At 42.8% G+C, this 20,234-nt stretch carries 23 protein-coding genes; 16 read left to right on the top strand and 7 right to left on the bottom strand.

Annotated features, from left to right (window positions below; translation table 11 throughout):
- Positions 1 to 19 precede the first annotated feature (19 nt).
- Entirely contained in the window at positions 20 to 1,060 is a 1,041-nt protein-coding gene (locus DXB83_RS06845; RefSeq protein WP_008816376.1) for a DUF6076 domain-containing protein, read from the bottom strand.
- Between the two features lie 302 nt (positions 1,061 to 1,362).
- Here DXB83_RS06845 and DXB83_RS06840 point away from each other — a divergent pair, with 302 nt between their 5' ends.
- From DXB83_RS06840 to DXB83_RS06790, 11 genes are all read left to right on the top strand, one after another.
- A complete protein-coding gene (locus DXB83_RS06840) occupies positions 1,363 to 1,587 on the top strand; it encodes a helix-turn-helix domain-containing protein (RefSeq protein ID WP_005362423.1) in 225 nt (74 codons plus the stop codon).
- Positions 1,588 to 1,734: 147 nt separating this feature from the next.
- On the top strand, positions 1,735 to 1,938 hold the full coding sequence (locus tag DXB83_RS06835; RefSeq protein WP_004614949.1) for a hypothetical protein: 204 nt from the start codon (positions 1,735 to 1,737) through the stop codon (positions 1,936 to 1,938).
- Between the two features lie 286 nt (positions 1,939 to 2,224).
- The gene (locus tag DXB83_RS06830; RefSeq protein WP_008816380.1) at positions 2,225 to 2,542 is read left to right on the top strand and encodes a DUF3847 domain-containing protein; all 318 of its coding nucleotides are present in this window, start codon (positions 2,225 to 2,227) and stop codon (positions 2,540 to 2,542) included.
- A gap of 2 nt (positions 2,543 to 2,544) precedes the next feature.
- Positions 2,545 to 4,017 (top strand): MobQ family relaxase, encoded by a 1,473-nt coding sequence (gene mobQ, locus DXB83_RS06825; RefSeq protein WP_074104019.1) that lies wholly within the window; start codon positions 2,545 to 2,547, stop codon positions 4,015 to 4,017.
- A gap of 47 nt (positions 4,018 to 4,064) precedes the next feature.
- Complete coding sequence (locus DXB83_RS06820; protein WP_014079457.1) at positions 4,065 to 4,805, top strand: CHC2 zinc finger domain-containing protein; 741 nt, start codon at positions 4,065 to 4,067, stop codon at positions 4,803 to 4,805.
- Positions 4,690 to 6,030, top strand: a complete 1,341-nt coding sequence (locus DXB83_RS06815) for a virulence-associated E family protein (protein ID WP_009321442.1) — start codon at positions 4,690 to 4,692, stop codon at positions 6,028 to 6,030. Before DXB83_RS06820 ends, DXB83_RS06815 begins: the two co-directional genes overlap by 116 nt.
- Positions 6,031 to 6,300: 270 nt before the next feature.
- The gene (locus DXB83_RS06810) at positions 6,301 to 6,486 is read left to right on the top strand and encodes a hypothetical protein (RefSeq protein ID WP_005362436.1); all 186 of its coding nucleotides are present in this window, start codon (positions 6,301 to 6,303) and stop codon (positions 6,484 to 6,486) included.
- 107 nt (positions 6,487 to 6,593) lie between these two features.
- Complete coding sequence (locus tag DXB83_RS06805) at positions 6,594 to 8,216, top strand: recombinase family protein (protein WP_118109718.1); 1,623 nt, start codon at positions 6,594 to 6,596, stop codon at positions 8,214 to 8,216.
- Positions 8,217 to 8,267: 51 nt separating this feature from the next.
- The gene (locus DXB83_RS16875) at positions 8,268 to 8,891 is read left to right on the top strand and encodes an XRE family transcriptional regulator (protein ID WP_243037616.1); all 624 of its coding nucleotides are present in this window, start codon (positions 8,268 to 8,270) and stop codon (positions 8,889 to 8,891) included.
- A gap of 427 nt (positions 8,892 to 9,318) precedes the next feature.
- Entirely contained in the window at positions 9,319 to 9,735 is a 417-nt protein-coding gene (locus DXB83_RS06795; protein ID WP_019160999.1) for a YjdF family protein, read from the top strand.
- A 61-nt stretch (positions 9,736 to 9,796) separates the two neighbouring features.
- A complete protein-coding gene (locus DXB83_RS06790) occupies positions 9,797 to 10,177 on the top strand; it encodes a DUF4825 domain-containing protein (protein ID WP_118137847.1) in 381 nt (126 codons plus the stop codon).
- A gap of 141 nt (positions 10,178 to 10,318) precedes the next feature.
- Here the strand turns inward: DXB83_RS06790 and mobQ (DXB83_RS06785) are convergent, their stop codons facing one another.
- From mobQ (DXB83_RS06785) to DXB83_RS06760, 6 genes are all read right to left on the bottom strand, one after another.
- Positions 10,319 to 12,004 (bottom strand): MobQ family relaxase, encoded by a 1,686-nt coding sequence (gene mobQ / locus DXB83_RS06785; RefSeq protein ID WP_118660635.1) that lies wholly within the window; start codon positions 12,002 to 12,004, stop codon positions 10,319 to 10,321.
- Positions 12,005 to 12,140: 136 nt separating this feature from the next.
- Positions 12,141 to 12,362 carry a DUF3847 domain-containing protein gene (locus DXB83_RS06780; RefSeq protein ID WP_118697380.1) on the bottom strand — a complete coding sequence of 74 codons (222 nt, stop codon included), beginning with the start codon at positions 12,360 to 12,362 and terminating at the stop codon, positions 12,141 to 12,143.
- Positions 12,363 to 12,532: 170 nt separating this feature from the next.
- Entirely contained in the window at positions 12,533 to 13,390 is an 858-nt protein-coding gene (locus DXB83_RS06775) for an ATP-binding protein (protein ID WP_118697379.1), read from the bottom strand.
- Complete coding sequence (locus DXB83_RS06770) at positions 13,387 to 14,103, bottom strand: replication initiator protein A (protein ID WP_118697378.1); 717 nt, start codon at positions 14,101 to 14,103, stop codon at positions 13,387 to 13,389. The genes DXB83_RS06775 and DXB83_RS06770 overlap by 4 nt, the downstream gene beginning before the upstream one ends.
- Before the next feature lie 24 nt (positions 14,104 to 14,127).
- Positions 14,128 to 14,511 (bottom strand): hypothetical protein, encoded by a 384-nt coding sequence (locus DXB83_RS06765; protein WP_005348488.1) that lies wholly within the window; start codon positions 14,509 to 14,511, stop codon positions 14,128 to 14,130.
- Positions 14,512 to 14,514: 3 nt separating this feature from the next.
- Positions 14,515 to 15,438 (bottom strand): ParM/StbA family protein, encoded by a 924-nt coding sequence (locus tag DXB83_RS06760; protein ID WP_118697377.1) that lies wholly within the window; start codon positions 15,436 to 15,438, stop codon positions 14,515 to 14,517.
- A gap of 220 nt (positions 15,439 to 15,658) precedes the next feature.
- Here DXB83_RS06760 and DXB83_RS06755 point away from each other — a divergent pair, with 220 nt between their 5' ends.
- The 5 genes from DXB83_RS06755 (at position 15,659) to DXB83_RS06735 (ending at position 20,215) form a co-directional block, all read left to right on the top strand.
- The gene (locus DXB83_RS06755) at positions 15,659 to 16,333 is read left to right on the top strand and encodes a response regulator transcription factor (RefSeq protein ID WP_014080778.1); all 675 of its coding nucleotides are present in this window, start codon (positions 15,659 to 15,661) and stop codon (positions 16,331 to 16,333) included.
- The gene (locus DXB83_RS06750; RefSeq protein ID WP_118697376.1) at positions 16,321 to 17,499 is read left to right on the top strand and encodes a sensor histidine kinase; all 1,179 of its coding nucleotides are present in this window, start codon (positions 16,321 to 16,323) and stop codon (positions 17,497 to 17,499) included. Before DXB83_RS06755 ends, DXB83_RS06750 begins: the two co-directional genes overlap by 13 nt.
- 116 nt (positions 17,500 to 17,615) lie before the next feature.
- Positions 17,616 to 18,686, top strand: coding sequence for an ABC transporter permease subunit (locus DXB83_RS06745; protein WP_117813827.1), 1,071 nt, complete (start codon positions 17,616 to 17,618; stop codon positions 18,684 to 18,686).
- A complete protein-coding gene (locus DXB83_RS06740) occupies positions 18,683 to 19,339 on the top strand; it encodes a transporter (RefSeq protein ID WP_238033586.1) in 657 nt (218 codons plus the stop codon). The genes DXB83_RS06745 and DXB83_RS06740 overlap by 4 nt, the downstream gene beginning before the upstream one ends.
- A 3-nt stretch (positions 19,340 to 19,342) precedes the next feature.
- Positions 19,343 to 20,215: an ATP-binding cassette domain-containing protein gene (locus tag DXB83_RS06735; RefSeq protein ID WP_117509305.1), complete on the top strand. Its 873-nt coding sequence runs from the start codon at positions 19,343 to 19,345 to the stop codon at positions 20,213 to 20,215.
- Positions 20,216 to 20,234 lie beyond the last annotated feature (19 nt).

Raw genomic sequence — 20,234 nt, 5'->3', positions numbered from 1 at the left:
ATTGACGATAGAAAGTTTTTCATATCTCGGTCAGCTCAACAATTACATTACTCTGCTGATACAGCCAGTCCGTAAATTCTTTCGGGCTGGCCGTTCCTGTTTTTACAGCCTTTTTTCTCTGTAAGGCTTCTTTCTTAAAGTCGGAAAAGGAAGCCTGTATTTTTTCCAGACGGTCAGCCGGAAAGCCTGCGGTATTTTTTACCCGGTTTATTTTGTTGCGCCAGTTCTGGCATTCATTTTTATAAAGCAGGTCATAGTTATTTTCTCTTGACCTCTCGTCAAATTCCCGCTTGTTTTGAAGCGCCTGTGCTTTTCGGCACTTGTCGCTGCACAGCTCATACCGCTGGCTCTTTGCCAGAAAATATTTTCCACAGACCTTGCACCGCCGGAAGCAAAGCCCCCAGTCATTCAGCCTGTTCAGATAATAGGTAATCAACGGGTAGAGGGACGCATAGGCAGACACACATTCTTCTGTGCGCCGGTTGTCCGGGAACCAGAGGTCAAGCCGGGTATCTTCTGACGGTGCGCCTTTGAAATAAAGGCTGCCAGCTTGAAATTGTTTCGGTTTTCCTGTCTCCCTGTCAAAGCTCATGGTTTCGTTTTGGAATACCCCGGTCAGTCTGCTCATTTTATCCATGAAGCGGTCACAGGCAGCGTTACGGTCACGGGGTTCTCTGGCAAGCAGATAGCTGTTCCAGATACGGAACGCCACATACATTTTCAGAGGGTCGTTGCTAAGATATTTCTCCCAAAGAAATTCGCTTGCCGCCTGCTCCAGCTCCGGCTGTTTCCATCGGTTGGAGTGGAGAGCTTGCCGCAGCGGAGAAAGCCCGTATAAGTTCCAGTCTCTGTCCGTGTCACGCTCAAAGTTTATCAAAAAAGTTCCCAGTGGGCGTGTCATATCACAAAGCACCTCTGCGTTTTGGCTCCCGTTCAGACGGAAGCGGATCTGCTGTTCTTCCCCAATCAAAATCCGCTCTTTCATTTTCTTCCTGTCCAGCGTCAGGACAAACAAAATCCTCTCAAAACATGGCTCATGCCGTATAAACTGATTCTCCATCCCTATCCCCTGCCTTTGTTTATGGTAATTATATAATTCAGTTATATCCGTTACACTCATGGTATCGCAGAATCATTGTTTTGTCAAGGATAGTACGCTATGATGATTGCGGTTGGTAATTTCGTACCGCACAGTACCTTGACAAGTGAATGACCGTCCAAAAGGGATATGACCGGCAGGAGAAGTGACGCATTCGGCGCACCAATGCAGGGAAACACCGCAGGAATGGGGCAGGAAAACGGCTTTTGGGGAGAACGGCAACAGGAAGCATTTTAACCTATTTGATTTATGGGAGGAACAGAATGAACGATAAAAAGAGATTGAACAGCTACGAGGATTTACCGCTGGTTCTGGATGTGGCGGACATTCAGCGGATTATGGGAATTTCAAGAGCGAGCGCCTATGAGCTGGTACACACACCCGGCTTTCCAGCGTTCCGCAGGGGCAGACTTATCAAGGTCAGCAAAATTGCTTTCTTTGAATGGATGGCAAAAGGCTCCGAAACCGTACCGGGAAGCGACAAATAAGCGTGAGGTATCATTCCCTGACTTGCAATACTGCCGCACTTTCCAAAGGGGCATACAGAGGGAAAAAAACTTAAAAATGATACCGAGACGCTACATCAAAACAGCCTATCTGCGTACATCAGATAGAAACGGAGAAAGGAGCCGGTTATGGCAAGAATGAGTAACAAGCGGCGGTTGGAATGGTCTTTCTTCTTAAATGACCGCAGCCGTATCACTTACAACGAACTGTGCCGGAAATGCCAGCACGAATGTAAACAGAGCTTCCGGGCGGTTGTGGTTGACTGCCCGAAGTATCTTTCCAAGCGTTCCAAGAAAAAGGACAAGACTGCCGGAAACGGCAAAATCCCTTAGGAACTAAGGGCGCACTTCTATACATAGTCTAAAGACCATGTATCGTGCGTCCTGCGGAGCTTACCTCTGCCGCTGATAAAATCAGCAATCCGAGGTCTGCGTTCGCTTCGCTCCGACAAGGTGGCTACACCCCCTTGCGCCGCTAAAGCGGCTATCCCCTGTGTACCCGCCGCAAAGAGAAATCCGCTCTGCGGTTTTCCCTTTTCATCGGGTTTTATAGAAGCACTGACACACGGACTGTCTGCGGATGGTCTTTCTTTATCTTATCAGCAAAGGATGTGAGAACATGGAAAAATCTTTGGAACAGTTGAAGCAGGAATATGAAAAAACCACTGTCCTGCTGGAACAGGAAAAACGGAAAATGCAGCGTTTGAAAAACCGGCAGGCGTATCTGGAAAGCGGTTCCCGGAAACAGAGGACGCACCGGCTGATTACCCGTGGGGCAGCTATTGAGAGCATTGCACCACAGACAAAGGAGCTATCCGAAGCGGAATTTTATTCCCTCATGGAAAGCATTTTGAATCTGCCGCAGGCGGAGCATTTCATCCGGTCTGCCACAGAGAACCACGCCCGTATTTCCGGGCAGGAGAAAGGCGGTGACTAAGGATAGCACTTTATCATTTTTCAATCGCACAGATCAAGCGCAGCGCCGGTCAGAGCGCCATTGCCAGCGCAGCCTATCGAGCCGGGGAGCGTCTTTACAGCAGCTACTATGGAGAAGTCAGCGACTACACCAAAAAGGGCGGCGTGATCGCTTCGGAAATCATGCTGCCGCCCCATGCGCCGGAAATATATCTTGACCGGGCGACCCTCTGGAATGCTGTGGAGAACTGCGAGAAACATCCAAAAGCACAGCTTGCCTATTCCTTTGATATTGCCATGCAGAATGAATTGACGCTGGAAGAAAACATGGAGCTGGCGAGGAAGTTCGTACAGGAGCAGTTTGTGACAAAAGGCATGATTGCCGACCTTGCTTTTCACAGCCCGGAGAAAGAGGACGGCGGCATCCCTAACCCGCATTTTCATGTGATGACAACCATGCGCCCTTTGAACCCGGATGGCACATGGGGACAAAAACAGCGTCGGGAATATCTTCTTGATGAAGATGGAAACCGAATCCGGGATAAAAACGGCGATTATATGTTTAACGCTGTCCATACAACAGACTGGCATGAGCCGGAAACGCTGGAACACTGGCGGGAGCAGTGGGCGGCTGCCGTTAATACAAAATTTGAGGAAAAAGGGCTGGATGTGCGTATCGACCACCGTTCCTATGTGCGGCAGGGGCTTGACCTGATACCTACTGTCCACGAGGGAGCTAATGTCCGGCAGATGGAAGCAAAGGGCATCCGCACCGAGAAAGGGGAACTGAACCGCTGGATTAAAGCCACCAACCGGCTCATGCAGGATGTGAGGAAGAAGATCAAAGCCCTGTTTGTCTGGATGGCAGAGGTAAAAGAAGAACTTTCCAAACCGCAGACACCGAGCCTTGCCGACCTGTTGATCGCTTATTACAACCAGCGCAACGCAGGGGCATGGAGCAATAAAGCCAGAACCGGAAACTTAAAGCAGTTTGCCGAAGCCGTCAATTATCTGACGGAAAACAAGCTGCTCACATTAGAGGATTTGCAGGAGCGTCTTTCCTCTGTCAACGAAGAATTTGAAGCGTTAAGCGACTCCATGAAAAAGAAATCTGCCCGGATAAAGGAATTGCAGGAATTGATACGGGAGGGCGAGAATTACCAGCGGCTAAAACCTGTTCATACGGAATTGAACAATATCAAGTTTAAGAAACAGAGGGAGAAATTTGAAACATCCCACGATGCGGAGTTACGGCTGTTTTATGCCGCCCGCCGTATTTTGAAAGAAAAACTGGACGGAAAACCCATTGCCCTGAAAGCATGGAAACAGGAATACGCACAGTTAAAAACAGAGTATGCCGAACTGTCTCCGCAGCACAAGCCACTCCGGGAGGAAGTCATACGGCTACGGCAGGTGCAGAACGCCGTAGATACCGCACTGCGCCGGAGGGAGCAGCCACAGGCAGTACAGAGAAAGAAACATGAGATGGAGCTATGATATAACCGGCAGCTTTACCGCTACCAGTATTTTTATGGAGGGAGCATTTGAATGTATTTGAAGCGGTGAAACAGTCTGTTACCACCCGGCAGGCTGCTTCATTCTATGGAATCCGGGTGGGGAGAAACGGCATGGTCTGCTGTCCATTCCACAATGACCGCACGCCCAGCATGAAAGTGGACAGCCGCTTTTACTGCTTCGGCTGCGGGGCTTCCGGGGATGTGATCGACTTTGCCGCTTTGCTGCATGGATTGGGGAAACGGGAAGCTGCGGTCAGGCTTGCGGAGGACTTCGGCGTTTCCTATGAGAAATCCGGCAATGCGCCGCCAGATAGGAAGCGTCACAACAGGTCACAGCCCCGACAAAAATCAGCGGAGCAGAGATTTCAGGAAACGGAACGGTATTGTTTCCGGGTGCTATGCGATTATCTGCGCCTGCTGGAGCATTGGAAAACAGCACACGCCCCACAGCCGCAGGATGCCATCTGGCATCCTCTTTTTGTGGAAGCGTTGCAGAGGATAAGCTACACAGAATACCTTTTGGATATTTTGTTATACGGAGAAATAGAAGAAAAAGCGGCATTGATCGCCGCACAGGGAAAGGAGGTGTTGCGGCTTGAACAGCGAATTTCAGAGCTTGCCGCCGGAAACGCAGGAAGCGGTCAAAAGGACGATGGACACAATGGAACCGGCGCAGACACCGGCAGAAATCCGGGAAACATTAGAGGGGACGCAGAAAGGCGGCGTGAAGAACAGCATCCGAAACTGCCTGACGGTGTTCCAGCGTGACCCTCTGTTTCGCGGGGCGCTGCGCCTGAACCTTTTGACGGAGCAGATTGACATTGTGAAGCCGCTGGGCTGGGAGCGCACCAGTACCACGCTGACCGACATGGACATGAACTACCTGCTTTTGTATCTGGAAGAAAATTACGGGCTTACCAGCGAGAAAAAGGTGCAGAGCGCCATCAAGATTGTTGCCAATGAAAACCGCTACCATCCAGTCAGGGATTACCTGAACAGCCTGCAATGGGACGGCACAGAGCGCATCCGTTACGCCCTGCATCACTTTCTGGGAGCCGATACGGACGAATACACCTATGAAGCCTTGAAACTGTTCCTGATGGGAGCCATCCGGCGGGTATTCAGACCGGGGAGCAAGTTTGAGGTCATGCTCTGTCTGGTTGGTGGTCAGGGAGCCGGGAAATCTACCTTTTTCCGGCTGCTGGCAGGCAGGGACGAATGGTTTTCAGACGATTTGAAAAAGCTGGACGATGAAAATGTGTACCGCAAGCTGCAAGGGCATTGGATTATCGAGATGTCGGAGATGATTGCCACAGCCAACGCCAAGAGTATTGAGGAAATCAAGTCATTCTTAAGCCGCCAGAAAGAAACCTACAAAGTGCCGTATGAGACACATCCGGCAGACCGGCTGCGGCAATGTGTATTTGGAGGGACGACCAACCGGCAGGACTTTTTGCCCCGTGACCGCACCGGCAACCGGCGCTTTCTCCCCGTGACGGTGTACCCGGAACGGGCGGAGGTTCACATACTGGACGATGAAGCGGCGGCGAGGGCGTATATCGAACAGATGTGGGCGGAAGCCATGACGGTTTATCGCAGTGGGAAGTATAAGCTGTCATTCAGCATGGAAATGAACCGATACCTGAACGCCCACCAGCAGGACTTTATGCAGGAAGACACACAGGCCGGCATGATCTACGCCTATTTGGAGGACTACACCGGCGACAGGGTATGTTCCAAGCAGCTTTATGAGGAAGCGCTGGGGAACTTAAATTCCCCGGCAGACTGGGAGACACGGGCAATCTGCGAGATTATGAATACCGGCATTGCGGGCGGCATCATACAGGGCTGGGTAGCCTACAAAAGCCCGAAGCGGTATAAGAAATACGGTTCTCAAAAAGGCTGGGAGCGTGTCAACCAAGCTCCGCCGGAGGGGGACGGTTTTCAGGAAATCACGGAAGAAGAAGCCCGGCAAATGGAACTTCCATTCTGAAAAGCCACCGGTTGACAGTTTGGTTGACGCTTTGGTTGACAGCCGGTTGACGGGGAAAAGCCTGATATTTGGGGCATTTCTCTCCTTTGTCAACCATGTCAACCAAGAAATCAAAGAAAAAGTAAAAAGTAATAATAGAGCGCCTATGGATTGTTTTCAAAGTCTTTTCTGCCGGTTGACACGGTTTGGTTGACACGGAGACAGTCTGCGGCTGTACACCTGTCTGACATTCCCTTGTCGGGCATATTTCATTTATGGAGGTAACTGCCTATGGCAAAAAGCAAAAACGAGAGCAATAACAAAAGCAGCGGCACCCTGCTTACCGAAAAAGACGGCACCCAGTATTTTGTCATGGGGAAAGTCCGTATCAAGGTATCGGAGCATTTCGCACAGGATGGGAAGCCGCTTGACAGCCTGCTGGAAGATGTGATCCAGCACGCTGCCGCCGCTTCCTGAAAAAATACGGAATAACGACTGTCAATCAGCCCACGCTTATGATATACTTGTACCAGCGAGTATTGTATAAGCGTGGGTTGTTTCTTTTAGAAGGAGGATTTTTAACCGTGAAACAACCATACAATACAACGATTTATAACACTGCACTATATTTGAGATTGAGCCGTGACGATGAATTACAGGGGGAAAGCGGCAGTATCCAGACCCAGCGCATGATGCTTAGACAGTATGCCGCAGAGCATGGGCTGACCGTTGTAGACGAGTACATTGACGACGGATGGAGTGGGACAAATTTCGAGCGTCCAAGTTTCCAAAGGATGATTGATGACATCGAAGACGGGAAAATCAACTGCGTTGTCACAAAGGACTTATCCCGTCTGGGAAGAAACTATATCCTGACCGGTCAGTACACGGAAATCTATTTCCCCAGCAAGGGAGTACGCTACATTGCCATCAATGACAATGTGGACACCATCAACGGAGAAAGCGAGCTTGCACCGTTCTTAAACATCCTGAATGAAATGCACGCCCGACAGACCAGCAAAAAGGTCAAGGCTGCCATGCACACAAGATTTGCCAATGGCGCACACTATGGAGCCTATGCACCGCTGGGCTATGTAAAAGACCCGGACAAAAAAGGTCATCTTCTGATCGACCCGGAAACACGCTGGATTGTAGAGAAGATTTTTGACCTTGCTGTACACGGGCGTGGAGCCGCCAGCATTACACGGATTCTGGTGGAGGAAAAAGTACCTACCCCCGGCTGGCTGAACTATGAAAGATACGGGACTTTCGCCAATATCTACGCCGGTGCGCCCGCAGAAAAAGCCTATGCGTGGACGATAGCACAGGTCAAGAGCATTTTGAAAGAGGAAACCTACATCGGTCACAGCATTCACAACAAGCAGAGCAACATTTCATTCAAGAACAAGAAAAAGGTGCGGAAGCCGCAGGAAGAATGGTATCGTGTGGAAAATACCCACGAAGCCATCATTTCTGAAGAAGTGTTCCAAAAAGTTCAGGAGCTGATTGCAAGCAGACGCAGGAAACGCAGAAACGGTACGACACAGATTTTCGCAGGATTGATAAAATGTGCAGACTGCGGATGGTCTTTAGCCTATGGGGAAAACAAGCAGAATAAGAACCCATACGGGTACTACCATTGCAGCAAGAACGGGCAGGGATTACGCCAGTGTTCCATGCACTATATCCGCTATGATGTACTGTATGCCTATGTGCTTGCAAGACTGCAATACTGGTCTATGCTGGCACAGAAAGACGAGGACAATCTGCTGAAACGCCTGCTCAATGCCAGCGACAGGGAAAGAAACTCTGCGAAGAAAAAGCAGGCTGCGGAGCTGAAAAAGGCAGAGAAGCGTAAAGCCGAGGTTGACGGGCTGTTTGCTAAAATGTATGAGGACTGGTCTGCCGGACGCATAACCGAGTATAACTTCAATATGCTGTCCGAGAAGTACCAGAACGAGCAAAAGGAGCTTGAAGCAAAAATAAGACAGCTTCACGAAACGATGGAAGCCGCCGTACAGACCGCAGCGGATGCTGAAAAGTGGATTGCCCTAATGAAACAGTATGTCAACCCTGTGGAGCTGACCGCCGAACTTCTGAACACTCTAATTGAAAAAATAACCGTCCACGAAGCTGTCAAGGGCGAGGACGGAAGCCGTGAACAGGAAGTAGAAATCTACTACCGCTTCATCGGCAAAATCGACTGACCTTTCTTTTTTACCCAACAATATCTTTAATTAAGGGAGAACGGTCTTAGTATGCCCAATGTCGTATTACTCATACCAATAGCTGATATATTAGATGTTACCGTTACAGAATTGTTACGTGGAGAAAAAATAGATACACAGAAAAATATTGATACAAAAGAAGTCGAGGAATTGGTAGTAGGCTCTCTCGATATGGCTGTTAGGAATTCTATTCATCAGCATAGAAAAAACTGGATATTAGCATATTTGCTATGCTTTTTAATATCTATTACAGAAATTATTATGTTAGTCGTATCTGGGAATTCAATAGCTGAGATGAAAGATGATATATTGCTGGTTACAGGGTTAATGCTTTTATTTGGTGCATGGTTTTGTTTCTTTGCCAAAGACATATTACCAACATATTATGATGCAAACAAGATAAATTATGTTTCACAAGGAATTTTTAGAATACATCTAGTTGGTTTATCCTTTAACAACGGAAATTGGATGTACATCTGCACAACTTTAAAAATATGGACACTTGCAACGGTTGTTCTATATCCTCTTGCAGGTATTATAATAATCAATTGTTTCAATATAGCTTTATGGGATATTTTGAATAAAATTTTCTTAATTATGATATTAGGTGGTATGGTAATTTCGATTTACATTATCGGGAAAAAATACGAATAATTAAATTACCTGTTATCGTTGTGGATAGTACTAATTTACAACATTCTTCATGGGAAATATGGAATGATGCAGAAGAGGTTGTGTTAAGAGAATTAGTGTACATTTAAAACGTGGAAAGCTCCTTCGAGGCTTTTTGCTGATTATAAAGAAAGTATATAGAAAATGCATTAATCATATGGTATGATTTGAACAAAAGATAGAATCTTATGAAGTAAGAAGAATATTTTTGATGAACGCAACTTAGAAGTTTCTGAATTAAGTTAATCGTGCCATATGGCTTGATTATAAAAGCAAAGATAAAAACGCAACGTACATCTTTGATGTGCCAGAGCCGGTAGGTAGCCCGGCCGTCCTATATAAATAGGGTAAGTAACCTGCCCCTCCGGGTTGTCCATTCTTTGTTCAATCAATTTTAGGAGGGATTCTTATGGACAAAGTAAATGGAAAGCTGACAGTATTTTTTGAGGAGCCGTTTTGGGTGGGGATCTTTGAACGCATCGAAGATGGTAAACTATCTGCGGCAAAGGTAACATTTGGTGCAGAGCCAAAAGATTGTGAAGTACAGGAATATATTCAAAAGTGGTACTTCAGTTTGAAATTCAGTCCGGTTGTTGAAACTGTTGTAAAGGATATCAAAAGAAATCCGAAACGGATGCAGCGGGAAGCAAAGAAGCAGATGCTGGAAATAGGCATTGGTACAAAATCGCAACAGGCGTTGAAATTACAGCAGGAACAGAACAAGCAGGAACGCAAAGAGAAAAGCCGCAAGAGAAAAGAGGCAGAAGAGCAGCGCATGTTTGAACTGAAACGGCGCAAGAAAAGAGAAAAGCATAAGGGACATTAAAGTCCCTTGGGCTTTTACTCAAATCGAAAAGTGTTGAATAAAGATTTCGGGAGGTGTTTCTATGAAGAAAAAAGTACTTGCAATTATGTTAGTTGCCGTATCAATCATGTTGATTTCAGCGTGCGGAAAAAAAGAAAAATTGTACGAAATTCCTGATTTATCGCAGTATAAGACAGATTATGTAGGAGATTCTTCAAATGTTATAAACATTGTAAGCGGTCAAGAGTATCCAGAGGGATACTCATATGACAGTATAGAGATACAGTCTGAAACAGAGCCTTATGGATTAACAGTTTTTCTAAAAGATGAGCCGTCGGCAGTCAAACTTGAAGATGAATTGCAGGTTAATGCAGATATGACATTTGACTTGATTGGTAATTTGGGAACAATTGATTATAAAACAGCAGATAGCAAAGAAATTATTGCATCATATGAACGGTGATATATTTTTAGTCAACTTTTAGACAATTTGAAGAGCGGAATATAAAAAGGCGTATGGAAGTTTTAAATCCATACGCTTTTTTGAAAAAAATTTATTTTTGAACAAGAGATTTGTAAGAACATATTATCTATTCAAAGACGGTTACAATTCTATATCATATGACTTTTTCTTAGTCCGAGCAGGCTGATTTCGCCGTATTTCCTGTTCTCTTTGATATTTAAGTTCCCATGCACGATGGGAGAAGACATCAGGATCTTCCACATTGAGATAATCCACTTCATTGGTTGCAATATCACGACGGTGATAGTCATAATACTTACCAAAAGTACCTTTGAGCTGCTCGATCAGCTTATCCCGGAAATCAGGACGTATATGGATTCTGGTGTCCAGCAATTCTGTATACTGTTCAGGTTCAGGACGAAATTTTTCTTCCCGGAAAGCAGCGGCGTCTTTTTCGAGCTGTTTTTTAAGGGAGATGTCCTGAGAATCAAGAATATCAAGATTGTTATTCATCTGGTCATATTTCTTGGATAGATTTATCATATCTTTATCAGTAGAGCATTGTGCCTGGAAGATTAGCTGCTCTTTCCTTGATTTCAGTTCTTCAATTTCTTCGGTAACGGTTGTAAGCTGCTGATTCAATTTTATATGCTGGATGGGATTCAAAATACTGGTTTTATCCTTTTGCACATTCAGTTTTTTCCGTTCCGTAACTTTAGCTTTGAGTTTCTTTTTAATGGTGTTGTATTTATTCAGTATTGGATTAAAATGATTCATCCAATCATGAATTACTTCTTTTTGCATCTCATTATGAAGTAAATGATATTGTGTAAAAATCATATGATTTCGGATAGTTTCCATTGTTTCTGCAATTACAGGAATAGAATGTTTGACAGCCTGAGCCAGTTTCGATACCTGAGTTTTTAATTCCCGGAGCATTTGGTTATCTGCACGAATCTGGCGGTTGATTTCACAGCGGTCAGCTATCATTCCTTTCTTTTCCATATTCTGGGCAATATAGCCTTCGTGGATGGTCGGCTGTTCGGTGATTCCCTGATCTGCAAAGCTGCGGTGATCAATGGATGCATTTATCTGATTGCGGGCAAGCATTTCATTTACAGTATCTGCCCAGTTTGCTCTCCAGATACAGAGTTGCTCATCACTGTTCCATTGTTCAGAAATAGGATTCTGTCTGCCGTAGCGGCTACTTTTAGGATGCTTGTCGATGCGGTCATAGCCCTTTTCCTGTGCGTCAGATGCGGTCATATAAATCTTCTTTTTTTCAACTTTATATCTGTATTGCTTTTCCCAGCCATCTTTTTGTGCAGCTTTGAATTCAGTAGCTGTAAATCCTTTTTCTTCCCCATTTTTTATACAGAGATATTCTTTTTCTGTTTTATACTGCCATGTTCCGTTTTCATTCAGTGGACGGACGGTAAGCAGAATGTGTGCATGAGGATTGTGTCCATCTGTATCGTGAATAGCAAAGTCAGCACACATGCCCATATCCACAAAATTCTTTTGAATAAAATTTTGAAGAAGAGAAATATTACTGTCCTTATCTAATTCAATGGGAAGTGCGACAACAAATTCCCTTGCCAGTCGGCTGTCTTTTGTCTTTTCAGCAGCTTCCACAGCATTCCAGAGTTGTTCACGGTCTTTCCATTCTGGTGGAGCATAAATGAGACCATGCTTTCTGGTATAGTCATGCTGAATACCATCGTAATCATTGTACATCCGGCTACAGCTCATATAAGCAGAAGCAGCAACAGCAGACCGACCGGAACCACGACTGACGACTTTAGCTTGCATATGATAAATTGCCATATCTGCACCTCCTTTCGATGTTGCCTGCAACAGCGGATAAAGCCCTCGGCAGAGCGCACGAGCCCCGAAGGGGATACCACTGCCTGATTTATCAGGTGGTGAGTAAGTGCGCCCTTCGGGAGTAGAACTTGTGCGTTTACATTCCCCGTAGCCGGATCATCAGCTCCCGTTTTAGGAAATCTAAATCCATTTCTTTAATATGGGGAACAATACTTTCCAGAATTGCTCCTTCCTGGACTAATCGGTGTGTTCTGGCATCACGTTCTTTTTTTCGGTTTCTTGCTTCGGCTTCTTCCTGACGGTGTTTTGCCTGTAACAGTGCTTTTTCTTCTGGTGTCATGATTCTTTTATCTGCCATATCTGGCACCTCCTTTTTATGCCCGTATCCGGGCAGTATTAGTTTTAAAATCTTATGGTTTGGTACTATAGTTTCGGATAACTGACAGTGGCATGTTTCTGGTGATAAATAAGGAAAGAAAGTAGTACCACTGTCAGTGAAGAATAATTATCGTGTTATGCTTCTTTGCTTCAGTTCTGGTTCGGAGCATGATTGTTCAACAGAATTCTTTTTGCCTGTTTTAAATTAGCTGTTGCATTGTCCTGACGAATATCCCGGTTATTGATACGGACAGGAATACATCTCTCCAGAATACGGTCATAAATTCGTTTGTGTGCGATATCAGCAGCGTTATTCAGCTCTGATAAAGTGAGATTGGTCGTTATGATCAGGGGCTTTTTACTGCGGTAACGACTGTCAATCACATTGAATACCTGTTCCAGTGCAAAGTCAGAGTTCCGCTCAATTCCGAGATCATCAATAATCAGAAGACTGTAGCGGTTTAAGCTGTTGATGAACTGGTTTCTGTCTTCAAAATGCATTCCGGTAAGGGTATTCAGAATCCGGGAAAAGTTGGTCATCAGTACAGGAACGCCTTTTTCCAGAAGGGCATTGGCAATGCAGCCTGCAAAAAAAGATTTTCCAGTACCGACATCACCCCAGATGAGAAGTCCGGAAGCGTTTGCTTTCATCTCTTCCCAGTTGCTTACATAATTGTGTGCCAGTTTTATTTCCGGATTGATGCCGTTATCCCTGGCAAAAGTGTAGTCATAGAGTGCTTTGTCCTGTAAGCCGCTGGTTTTAAGATGCTCTATTTCCATTTGTTTTTCATGAAGTTTTCTCTGGGTCTCTTCCTGCTCAAAGATTTCCTGCTGGCATTTACAGCGGATGGAAGGAATAAGAACCTTTCCCTGTAATTCATGCCGGCATTGTCTTGGCGTATTGCATTTGGAACAGTAGATCAGGTGGTCTGTTTCGTTAAAATATTCATCAGACTGAAGCTCTCTGTTTGGTGTTATAGCGGTTGCTTTTTCTGTAAATCTTGTCATAGTGTTTCGTATTCCTCACTTTCGTAATTTCTTTGCCGGGAAGCAGGATGATCCTGTCTTGCCCAACTGATGATGGTAGCTGCATGGTTCTGATATTGCTTTCCGGTAGAAGCCATATAACCGGATAAGCGTTCAATATAATCCTTCCAGTCAGGGATTGTCTGCCGGATATTTTCCTGCTCTTTCTCTGACAGAAAAACATTTTGAAATTTTCCATAGGGTGAGAGTAGATCCTTACTCCCTCTTATTGCTAAATTGTTCTTTTTTATCTCTTTCTTATTACCAGACAGTTTTCTGTCTGTATCAGGGAAAGAATCCTGTCTGTCAATAGGACAGTTTTCTGTCTGTTTTAGGGAAAGAAATCTGTCTGTATAGTGGATGGTTTCTTTTGGGAGTTTTACATAAATCCGATTAGGCTGTCCGGGTCCCTGCCGTTTTCGGAAGATAAGCTCCTGTTTTTCCAGTACTGCCAGAGCAGTTTTAACAGTCATCTGGCTTTTGTGGAGAACTTCTGCCAGTGCTTCAATCGTAAAGTAAATGAACACATGACCATCTGTATCTGACCAGCCCTCATTTTTCTGGGAAAGCCTTGCCCGGTCGAGCAGGATAATATAAAGCATTTTGGCAGTTTCGTTTATTTCCATGTCCAGAAGGAAACGGGGAAACATCATATAAGATGGCAGGTTGGTGTCTGCTGTCAGAAAGTCAGTCATGTGTTCACCTCCAATCAAAAGGGTTTATTCTCCAAGAAAATCCCAGTCTACATCACTATCTGGCTGTGAATTTTCAGGTGCTGGAAAGGACGCCCTGATTTGGGGCTCCCTTTGCGCCATGCCTGCAGTCAGTCCAGAAAGAAAAAGTGGCAATGCCTGTTTCAGACTGTTTTCCACTGCATCTACAATCTGTTTCACAAAAAGTTCTTCCCGTTCTCTTGTTTCCAGATAAGGATCAGCCTGTGTGCGGTAGTAGCGGTCAAAATAATCTACCAGTGCAAGAGAGATTACCTGACTGTAAGATTTAAAATCCTGCCTGTCCATCGTCTGTAAATATTCCCAGGCTCTCCGCTGCTGTTCTTTGTCCAGATTAAAGCGCAGGTTTGTGTTGCGGATATTGTTCTGCATGGTTTATCCCCTCCTTTTCAGGCTCATATAAGCCAGAGATTCGTAACCTTTGGCAGTGGCGCAGATGTCATCAATGATTGTGACTCGTGATTTGTCATATGTTCCGAAGTTACGGATCAGGCATCCACCGCCGCCAACTACATACAGGCGCATTAGGTCAGGATTGTATTCATATTTGCGGAGTGTGGAAAAAAGTTCTGCCACATACTGTCTGGCAATAGAACTGATACAATCCAGATATGGTGCTGAAATGTCAGCTGTTCCAAACCGCAGAATCTGTTCTACTGTGGATTCTTCAATCTTCACTCCAAACTTGTCCAGAACAGCGTTCTTTGCAGCAATCATGCATTGGTTTACACCAAGTTTTTCTGTCCAGCATCGGCTTTCCTGAGCTTTCTTATTGTTGACATACAGAATGTTCATGGTTCCGTTTCCGATATCTGCAAGGAGATTGGTTCCCTTGAAATTTCCTAGTTGGTTTATGATAGCCGGATATCCCTGTGGGTAAAGGCTACATCCCACAAAGTGGAGATGATAATGATATTCTTTGCCGTTGAAACGATAATGGACTTCTGGATTCTGGAGCAGATAGGAACGAAAAGCTTCTCTTTGATTTCTGATCCATGTCAGAGGAAGTCCGGCAGCCAGATGAACATCTGCTTCACGGATGGAAAAGACATTCAGTTCCCTTGCAATAGCCATTAGCGTCAGAAGATAATATTCTTCGTCCATAGCTTTATCCGGGATAAATTCTTTGTGTCCTTCGCCAATCCGGTAGTAAATGCCGTTATATTCCAGAATATTTCCGGTGAAGATTGGTTCTGTTTCATAGGCTTTGATTCCGGTTGGTGTGACTGTGTTTGCTGTTTTCATGTTGCCGTAGCCATGATCTACAGCGATGATTTTTGTGTTTCTGAGTTCTCGCATAAAAAATACCTCCGTTTTCGTATTGATTGATTCAGCAGGTCATACCGGTGTGGTACTGCTTTGCTGTGAGATAAGCATACGAAAATCGGAGGTAAAAGACATTGAGTGGAAATTGAGCTGGAATTGAGAAAAAAGATATATTGTGCGTACGTTCTTCATGTACTCTTGTTGTGATTTCATTGTTTTTTATCGTATAATATGGATACTGGAGGTGGTTTGGATGAAATACAAGATTTTAGTTGTCGATGATGATAAAGAATTGGTGAAAATGCTTTGTAGTTATTTTAATATGAAACAATATGAAACCATTACGGCTACAGATGGAATGGAAGCATTAAATAAAATAAAAATGAAACCGGATATTATTTTGTTGGATATCAATATGCCACGCATGGATGGGATTGAAGTATGTCGTCTGATACGCAGTAAAGTGTTATGTCCAATTTTATTTCTAACAGCAAGAGTTGACGAAGATGATAAAATTAATGGGTTGCTTTCAGGTGGGGATGATTATATTACGAAACCATTTAGTCTTCGGGAGTTGGAAGCGAGGATTGTTACAAACATAAAGAGAGAAGAAAGGCATCAACAAAAAACGGAATACCGTTTCATGGATGAAATGCTGATTGATTATTCTGAAAAAATAGTAGCTATAGCTGGACACAGGATGGAGTTCACAAAAATTGAATATCAGATTATTGAATTCTTATCCATGCATCCAGGGCAGGTGTTTGATAAAGAACGTATATATGCACAAGTCTGTGGATATGATGCGGAAGGGGACAGTAGAACGATAACGGAATTAGTACGGCGTATAAGGAAAAAAATAGCGGATTATTCAGAAAAAGAATACATAGAAACTGTATGGGGGATTGGATACCGATGGAAAAAATAAGAAACTTGTCACTGAAAAAAACAATTCTGCTTTATTTTGTGATCAGCTTAACGGCAGCATTTCTGTTATCTGGATTTACAGTTCATTTTGCAAGAAATATGCAGAATAAAATATGGGAAAAATATATTGATTATGCAGATTATACGGACGTGTTTCAGCAATATGGAAAGAAATACGAGATTGAGATATCAAGACCTAATCAATCACAGATGAATCGTTTGGACCATCATCTTTCGGAAATGTGTGACTTTATGGAAATATATTCGGTACTGATTTTTTCGATTGTTGGGAGTGTTGTTGCGGTATTCTTTTTTTATAAAAATAAGTTAAAGACACCTCTACAGGAACTAAAAGATGCCTCACAAATGATTGCAGATAATGAACTGGATTTTCATGTGTCCTATGAAAATAAAGATGAGATGGGAACTTTGTGTAAAGAATTTGAAATGATGCGAAGTGATTTATCAGATAACAACAGAAAGATGTGGCGAATGATTGATGACGAGAAGGCTTTGCGGAATGCAATTGCACATGATATACGTTCTCCACTTTCCATATTGCGAGGGTATCAGGAAATGCTCTTAGAGTTTGTTTCTGCTGAGAGTATAAAAACAGAGGATGTTATTGATATCTTACAAACAGGCATGTATCAGATTGACCGTATAGAGCATTTCACGGAAAACATGAGAAAAATGTCCCATTTAGAACAGAGGGAACTGCAATGCTCAGAGATAGAATTATCGGAACTGGCAAAAAAGATTGAGGCAGAAGCTGCCATGCTGTCCAAGAAGGAAAGTAAATTATGTAAGGTAGAAAGAGTGCAGGAACAAAACATTGTGAAAGTGGATGAGGAACTTGTCATGGAAGTGGCAGACAACTTACTGGAAAATGCGGTTCGATATGCACAAAAAAGTATTGTTTTGCAGATAAAGAAAAAGGATGGTTTTCTTATAATTTCTGTTGAAGATGATGGAATAGGATTTGTGGATACTGAGGAAAAAGTAACAGAACCATTTTATCATAAGAATCCACAAGATGATTTAAAGCATTTTGGCCTTGGTATGTATATTTCTCGTATTTTCTGTGAAAAGCATGGAGGAAATTTGAAAATATATAATGCCAGACAAGGCGGTGCTCATGTAGAAGCTCTTTTCAAAGCTGAATAAAAATACTTTATAAGGCTGAAATCACAAATAAAGTGGTTTTAGTCTTTTTTATTGTGAATTTATTGAGAATTGATTTGTATGATGTTGTTAAAGAAATAAAGAAAGGAAGAGATACAATGAAAACAATCATAAAAAGAAGTATACTTGATTATTTAAAGAACCCTGTTTTGTGGATTGGCTTGATTATTATAGTTGCCAGTATGTATCAATGTCTGTCATCGTATTTGCAAATTCATTATATCAAACAGAATGAACAGGTCACACAAAATGATGTAGAATTGGAAGATGCCGATGTCATGGATGGGTACATTCCCACATCTGATGATAAAGAAAGAAGAAGGGAGTGGGAAGATACGATCAAAGAGACGTTAATGGACACCTCCCAAAATGGTTTTGGATTTAGCAGGCAGGAAGCGGATCATGTAATGAAAGAAATTCAGAATATGGATGTAAAGACTGCTTCTGAGTTTTTGGAATCCCAATATGGCTATTATAATGCAATATATGCTTATGAGGACCTTGAAATTCATAAGGGGACAGCAGAAGAAATCAATCATTATATCGAGCGGAAATTATCCGAACATTCTTTTTCCTGGTACTTTGCCAAAAAGTTCACGGATTTTGCAGGATTGCATATGGCCTTTTTTGCAACAGTCTTGCTATCATTTTTATTTATTCAGGATACACGAAAAAGTACCTATGAATTATTACATACAAAGCCTGTTACGGCAATCCAATATATATGTGGGAAAGTAATAAGCGGATTCATTAGTATGCTGGGAGTATTAGTGATTTTGAATGTTATATTCTTTATGCTGTGTTTGAAAACGTCTTTAGAATCGGGATTTCCGGTAACACCAATTGATTTTTGCGTGAATTCTCTGATCTATATTGTGCCGAATCTTTTGATGATATGTTGTGTCTATACAATTACAGCATTAATATTTAAAAATCCGCTTCCGGCAGCACCAGTTTTGTTTTTACACATTATATATTCAAATATGCTGACCGAGAAGAATGATATTTATTATATGAGACCGTTCTCTATTATGGTGCGATTTCCTGGCAGGTTTTTTGAAACACATGCAGCCAAAATGTCAAATATAAATCAGATTATGCTTGTGATCGCATCTGTTATATTAGTATGTATTTCTGTTACAATCTGGAAAAGGAGGAGGGTTCATTGAAAACGGAACTCAAAAACTGCCTGTCGTTATATAAGATTTTTTATTCATGTGCCTTTATACTGATATTGTGTGTTATTCATCCGATTATATACTATGAAGAAATCGGTTCAGCAATTCAGTCTCCAATAGCATTTTTAACAATTATTTTTTGTAGTGACACATATTTGATGGAAGTAAAAAGTAAGCGTGCCGATGTATTTCATTTGTATGACCAAAAAAAGCAGTTAAAAGTAATATCGCAGAGAGTGAGCGTTCAAATATTATATTTATTAATACTTTCTTGTGTTGGATATGTTTTGTTTTTCTGGCAAAAACCGGGCAGTGTAAACGAAGGCATTTCGGGTATTCAGATATTTCTTTTATATTTCATTGCAATGTTTGGAACTATCTGGTTTTGGAGTATATGCTCTGTGATTTTGTGTACATTGCTTCGAAATATGTGGGCAGGTATTGGATGTTTATTTGGAATTGTCATTGGACTTATATCAAAAGCGGGAAGTTCATTTTTCGGAAATCTGGGATTGTTTTCTTTCAGCTTTTGTGAACCTACTCAATTAATGTCCGAGAGTTGGATTTATGGAACGCTTGTGTCTTTTATAGCGGGGCTGTTTTTATTTGCAGTATTACCAATTACTTTAAAGAAAAGAGGATAGATTATGAGTATTAGAATAAATGATTTAACAGTTAGATTTAAAAATGGTGTAGTTGCAGTAAATAAGGCATCTCTTGAAATACCTAAGGGAATTTACGGACTTTTGGGTGAGAATGGTGCTGGAAAAACCACTTTGATGAGGGTTCTTACAACTGTTTTAAAACAAACGGAAGGAATGGTTTCCCTTGATGGAATTCTGTATAACGAGGGAAATTATGAGAAAATACAGAAAAAGATTGGTTATCTTCCACAGGAAATCGACTTATATCCGAATCTTACGGTGAAAGAATGTCTTGTATATATGGGGGGACTGTCAGGAGTATCCAGAAATGACCTCGAACAAAGAATTACCTATTATCTGGAAAAGACTTCTCTTACAGAGCATCAGAATAAAAAAATGCGGCAATTATCTGGTGGTATGAAGAGACGTGTCGGACTCATACAGGCACTTCTTAATAATCCGGATTTTTTGATTATTGATGAACCTACCACTGGGTTAGATCCGGAAGAAAGGATTAGGATCCGCAATCTTCTGGTTGATTTTTCAAAGGATAGAACTGTGCTGTTTTCCACTCATGTAGTAGAAGATTTAGCAGCAACCTGTACACAGCTTGCCATTATGAAAAAAGGAAGTTTTTTATATTCCGGAAGCGTGAGTGGGTTGCTGGAAAATGCAAAGGGTTGTGTTTGGAATTGTACGGTACAAAATGCAGAAGAAGCCCGTTTGTTAGAAGCCAATTATTCTATTTCATCTAAGCAGTATGTAGAAAATGGAATTCATATGAAAGTATTAAGCAAAGGAAAGCCAAATGAGAATTGCGCCCCGGATAATGATATCACTTTGGAAGATGCGTATATTTATTTGACGAATAGTTGAATATAACGGCGGGCAAGTT

Source organism: Blautia sp. OM06-15AC (genome assembly GCF_003481425.1).
Classification (GTDB): domain Bacteria; phylum Bacillota; class Clostridia; order Lachnospirales; family Lachnospiraceae; genus Fusicatenibacter; species Fusicatenibacter saccharivorans.
This window is presented reverse-complemented; position numbering and strand designations above follow the sequence as displayed.

What these genes read in the sequence shown, in the direction of transcription:
- DXB83_RS06765 (WP_005348488.1), bottom strand. Translation starts at nt 14,511, where the DNA reads ATGCAGAACAATATCCGCAACACAAACCTGCGCTTTAATCTGGACAAA.
- DXB83_RS06755 (WP_014080778.1), top strand. Translation starts at nt 15,659, where the DNA reads ATGAAATACAAGATTTTAGTTGTCGATGATGATAAAGAATTGGTGAAA.
- DXB83_RS06830 (WP_008816380.1), top strand. Translation starts at nt 2,225, where the DNA reads ATGGAAAAATCTTTGGAACAGTTGAAGCAGGAATATGAAAAAACCACT.
- DXB83_RS06770 (WP_118697378.1), bottom strand. Translation starts at nt 14,103, where the DNA reads ATGACTGACTTTCTGACAGCAGACACCAACCTGCCATCTTATATGATG.
- DXB83_RS06835 (WP_004614949.1), top strand. Translation starts at nt 1,735, where the DNA reads ATGGCAAGAATGAGTAACAAGCGGCGGTTGGAATGGTCTTTCTTCTTA.
- DXB83_RS06760 (WP_118697377.1), bottom strand. Translation starts at nt 15,438, where the DNA reads ATGCGAGAACTCAGAAACACAAAAATCATCGCTGTAGATCATGGCTAC.
- DXB83_RS06845 (WP_008816376.1), bottom strand. Translation starts at nt 1,060, where the DNA reads ATGGAGAATCAGTTTATACGGCATGAGCCATGTTTTGAGAGGATTTTG.
- DXB83_RS06735 (WP_117509305.1), top strand. Translation starts at nt 19,343, where the DNA reads ATGAGTATTAGAATAAATGATTTAACAGTTAGATTTAAAAATGGTGTA.
- DXB83_RS06780 (WP_118697380.1), bottom strand. Translation starts at nt 12,362, where the DNA reads ATGGCAGATAAAAGAATCATGACACCAGAAGAAAAAGCACTGTTACAG.
- DXB83_RS16875 (WP_243037616.1), top strand. Translation starts at nt 8,268, where the DNA reads ATGCCCAATGTCGTATTACTCATACCAATAGCTGATATATTAGATGTT.
- DXB83_RS06810 (WP_005362436.1), top strand. Translation starts at nt 6,301, where the DNA reads ATGGCAAAAAGCAAAAACGAGAGCAATAACAAAAGCAGCGGCACCCTG.
- DXB83_RS06815 (WP_009321442.1), top strand. Translation starts at nt 4,690, where the DNA reads ATGGACACAATGGAACCGGCGCAGACACCGGCAGAAATCCGGGAAACA.
- DXB83_RS06745 (WP_117813827.1), top strand. Translation starts at nt 17,616, where the DNA reads ATGAAAACAATCATAAAAAGAAGTATACTTGATTATTTAAAGAACCCT.
- DXB83_RS06790 (WP_118137847.1), top strand. Translation starts at nt 9,797, where the DNA reads ATGAAGAAAAAAGTACTTGCAATTATGTTAGTTGCCGTATCAATCATG.
- DXB83_RS06795 (WP_019160999.1), top strand. Translation starts at nt 9,319, where the DNA reads ATGGACAAAGTAAATGGAAAGCTGACAGTATTTTTTGAGGAGCCGTTT.
- DXB83_RS06775 (WP_118697379.1), bottom strand. Translation starts at nt 13,390, where the DNA reads ATGACAAGATTTACAGAAAAAGCAACCGCTATAACACCAAACAGAGAG.
- DXB83_RS06750 (WP_118697376.1), top strand. Translation starts at nt 16,321, where the DNA reads ATGGAAAAAATAAGAAACTTGTCACTGAAAAAAACAATTCTGCTTTAT.
- DXB83_RS06840 (WP_005362423.1), top strand. Translation starts at nt 1,363, where the DNA reads ATGAACGATAAAAAGAGATTGAACAGCTACGAGGATTTACCGCTGGTT.
- mobQ (WP_118660635.1), bottom strand. Translation starts at nt 12,004, where the DNA reads ATGGCAATTTATCATATGCAAGCTAAAGTCGTCAGTCGTGGTTCCGGT.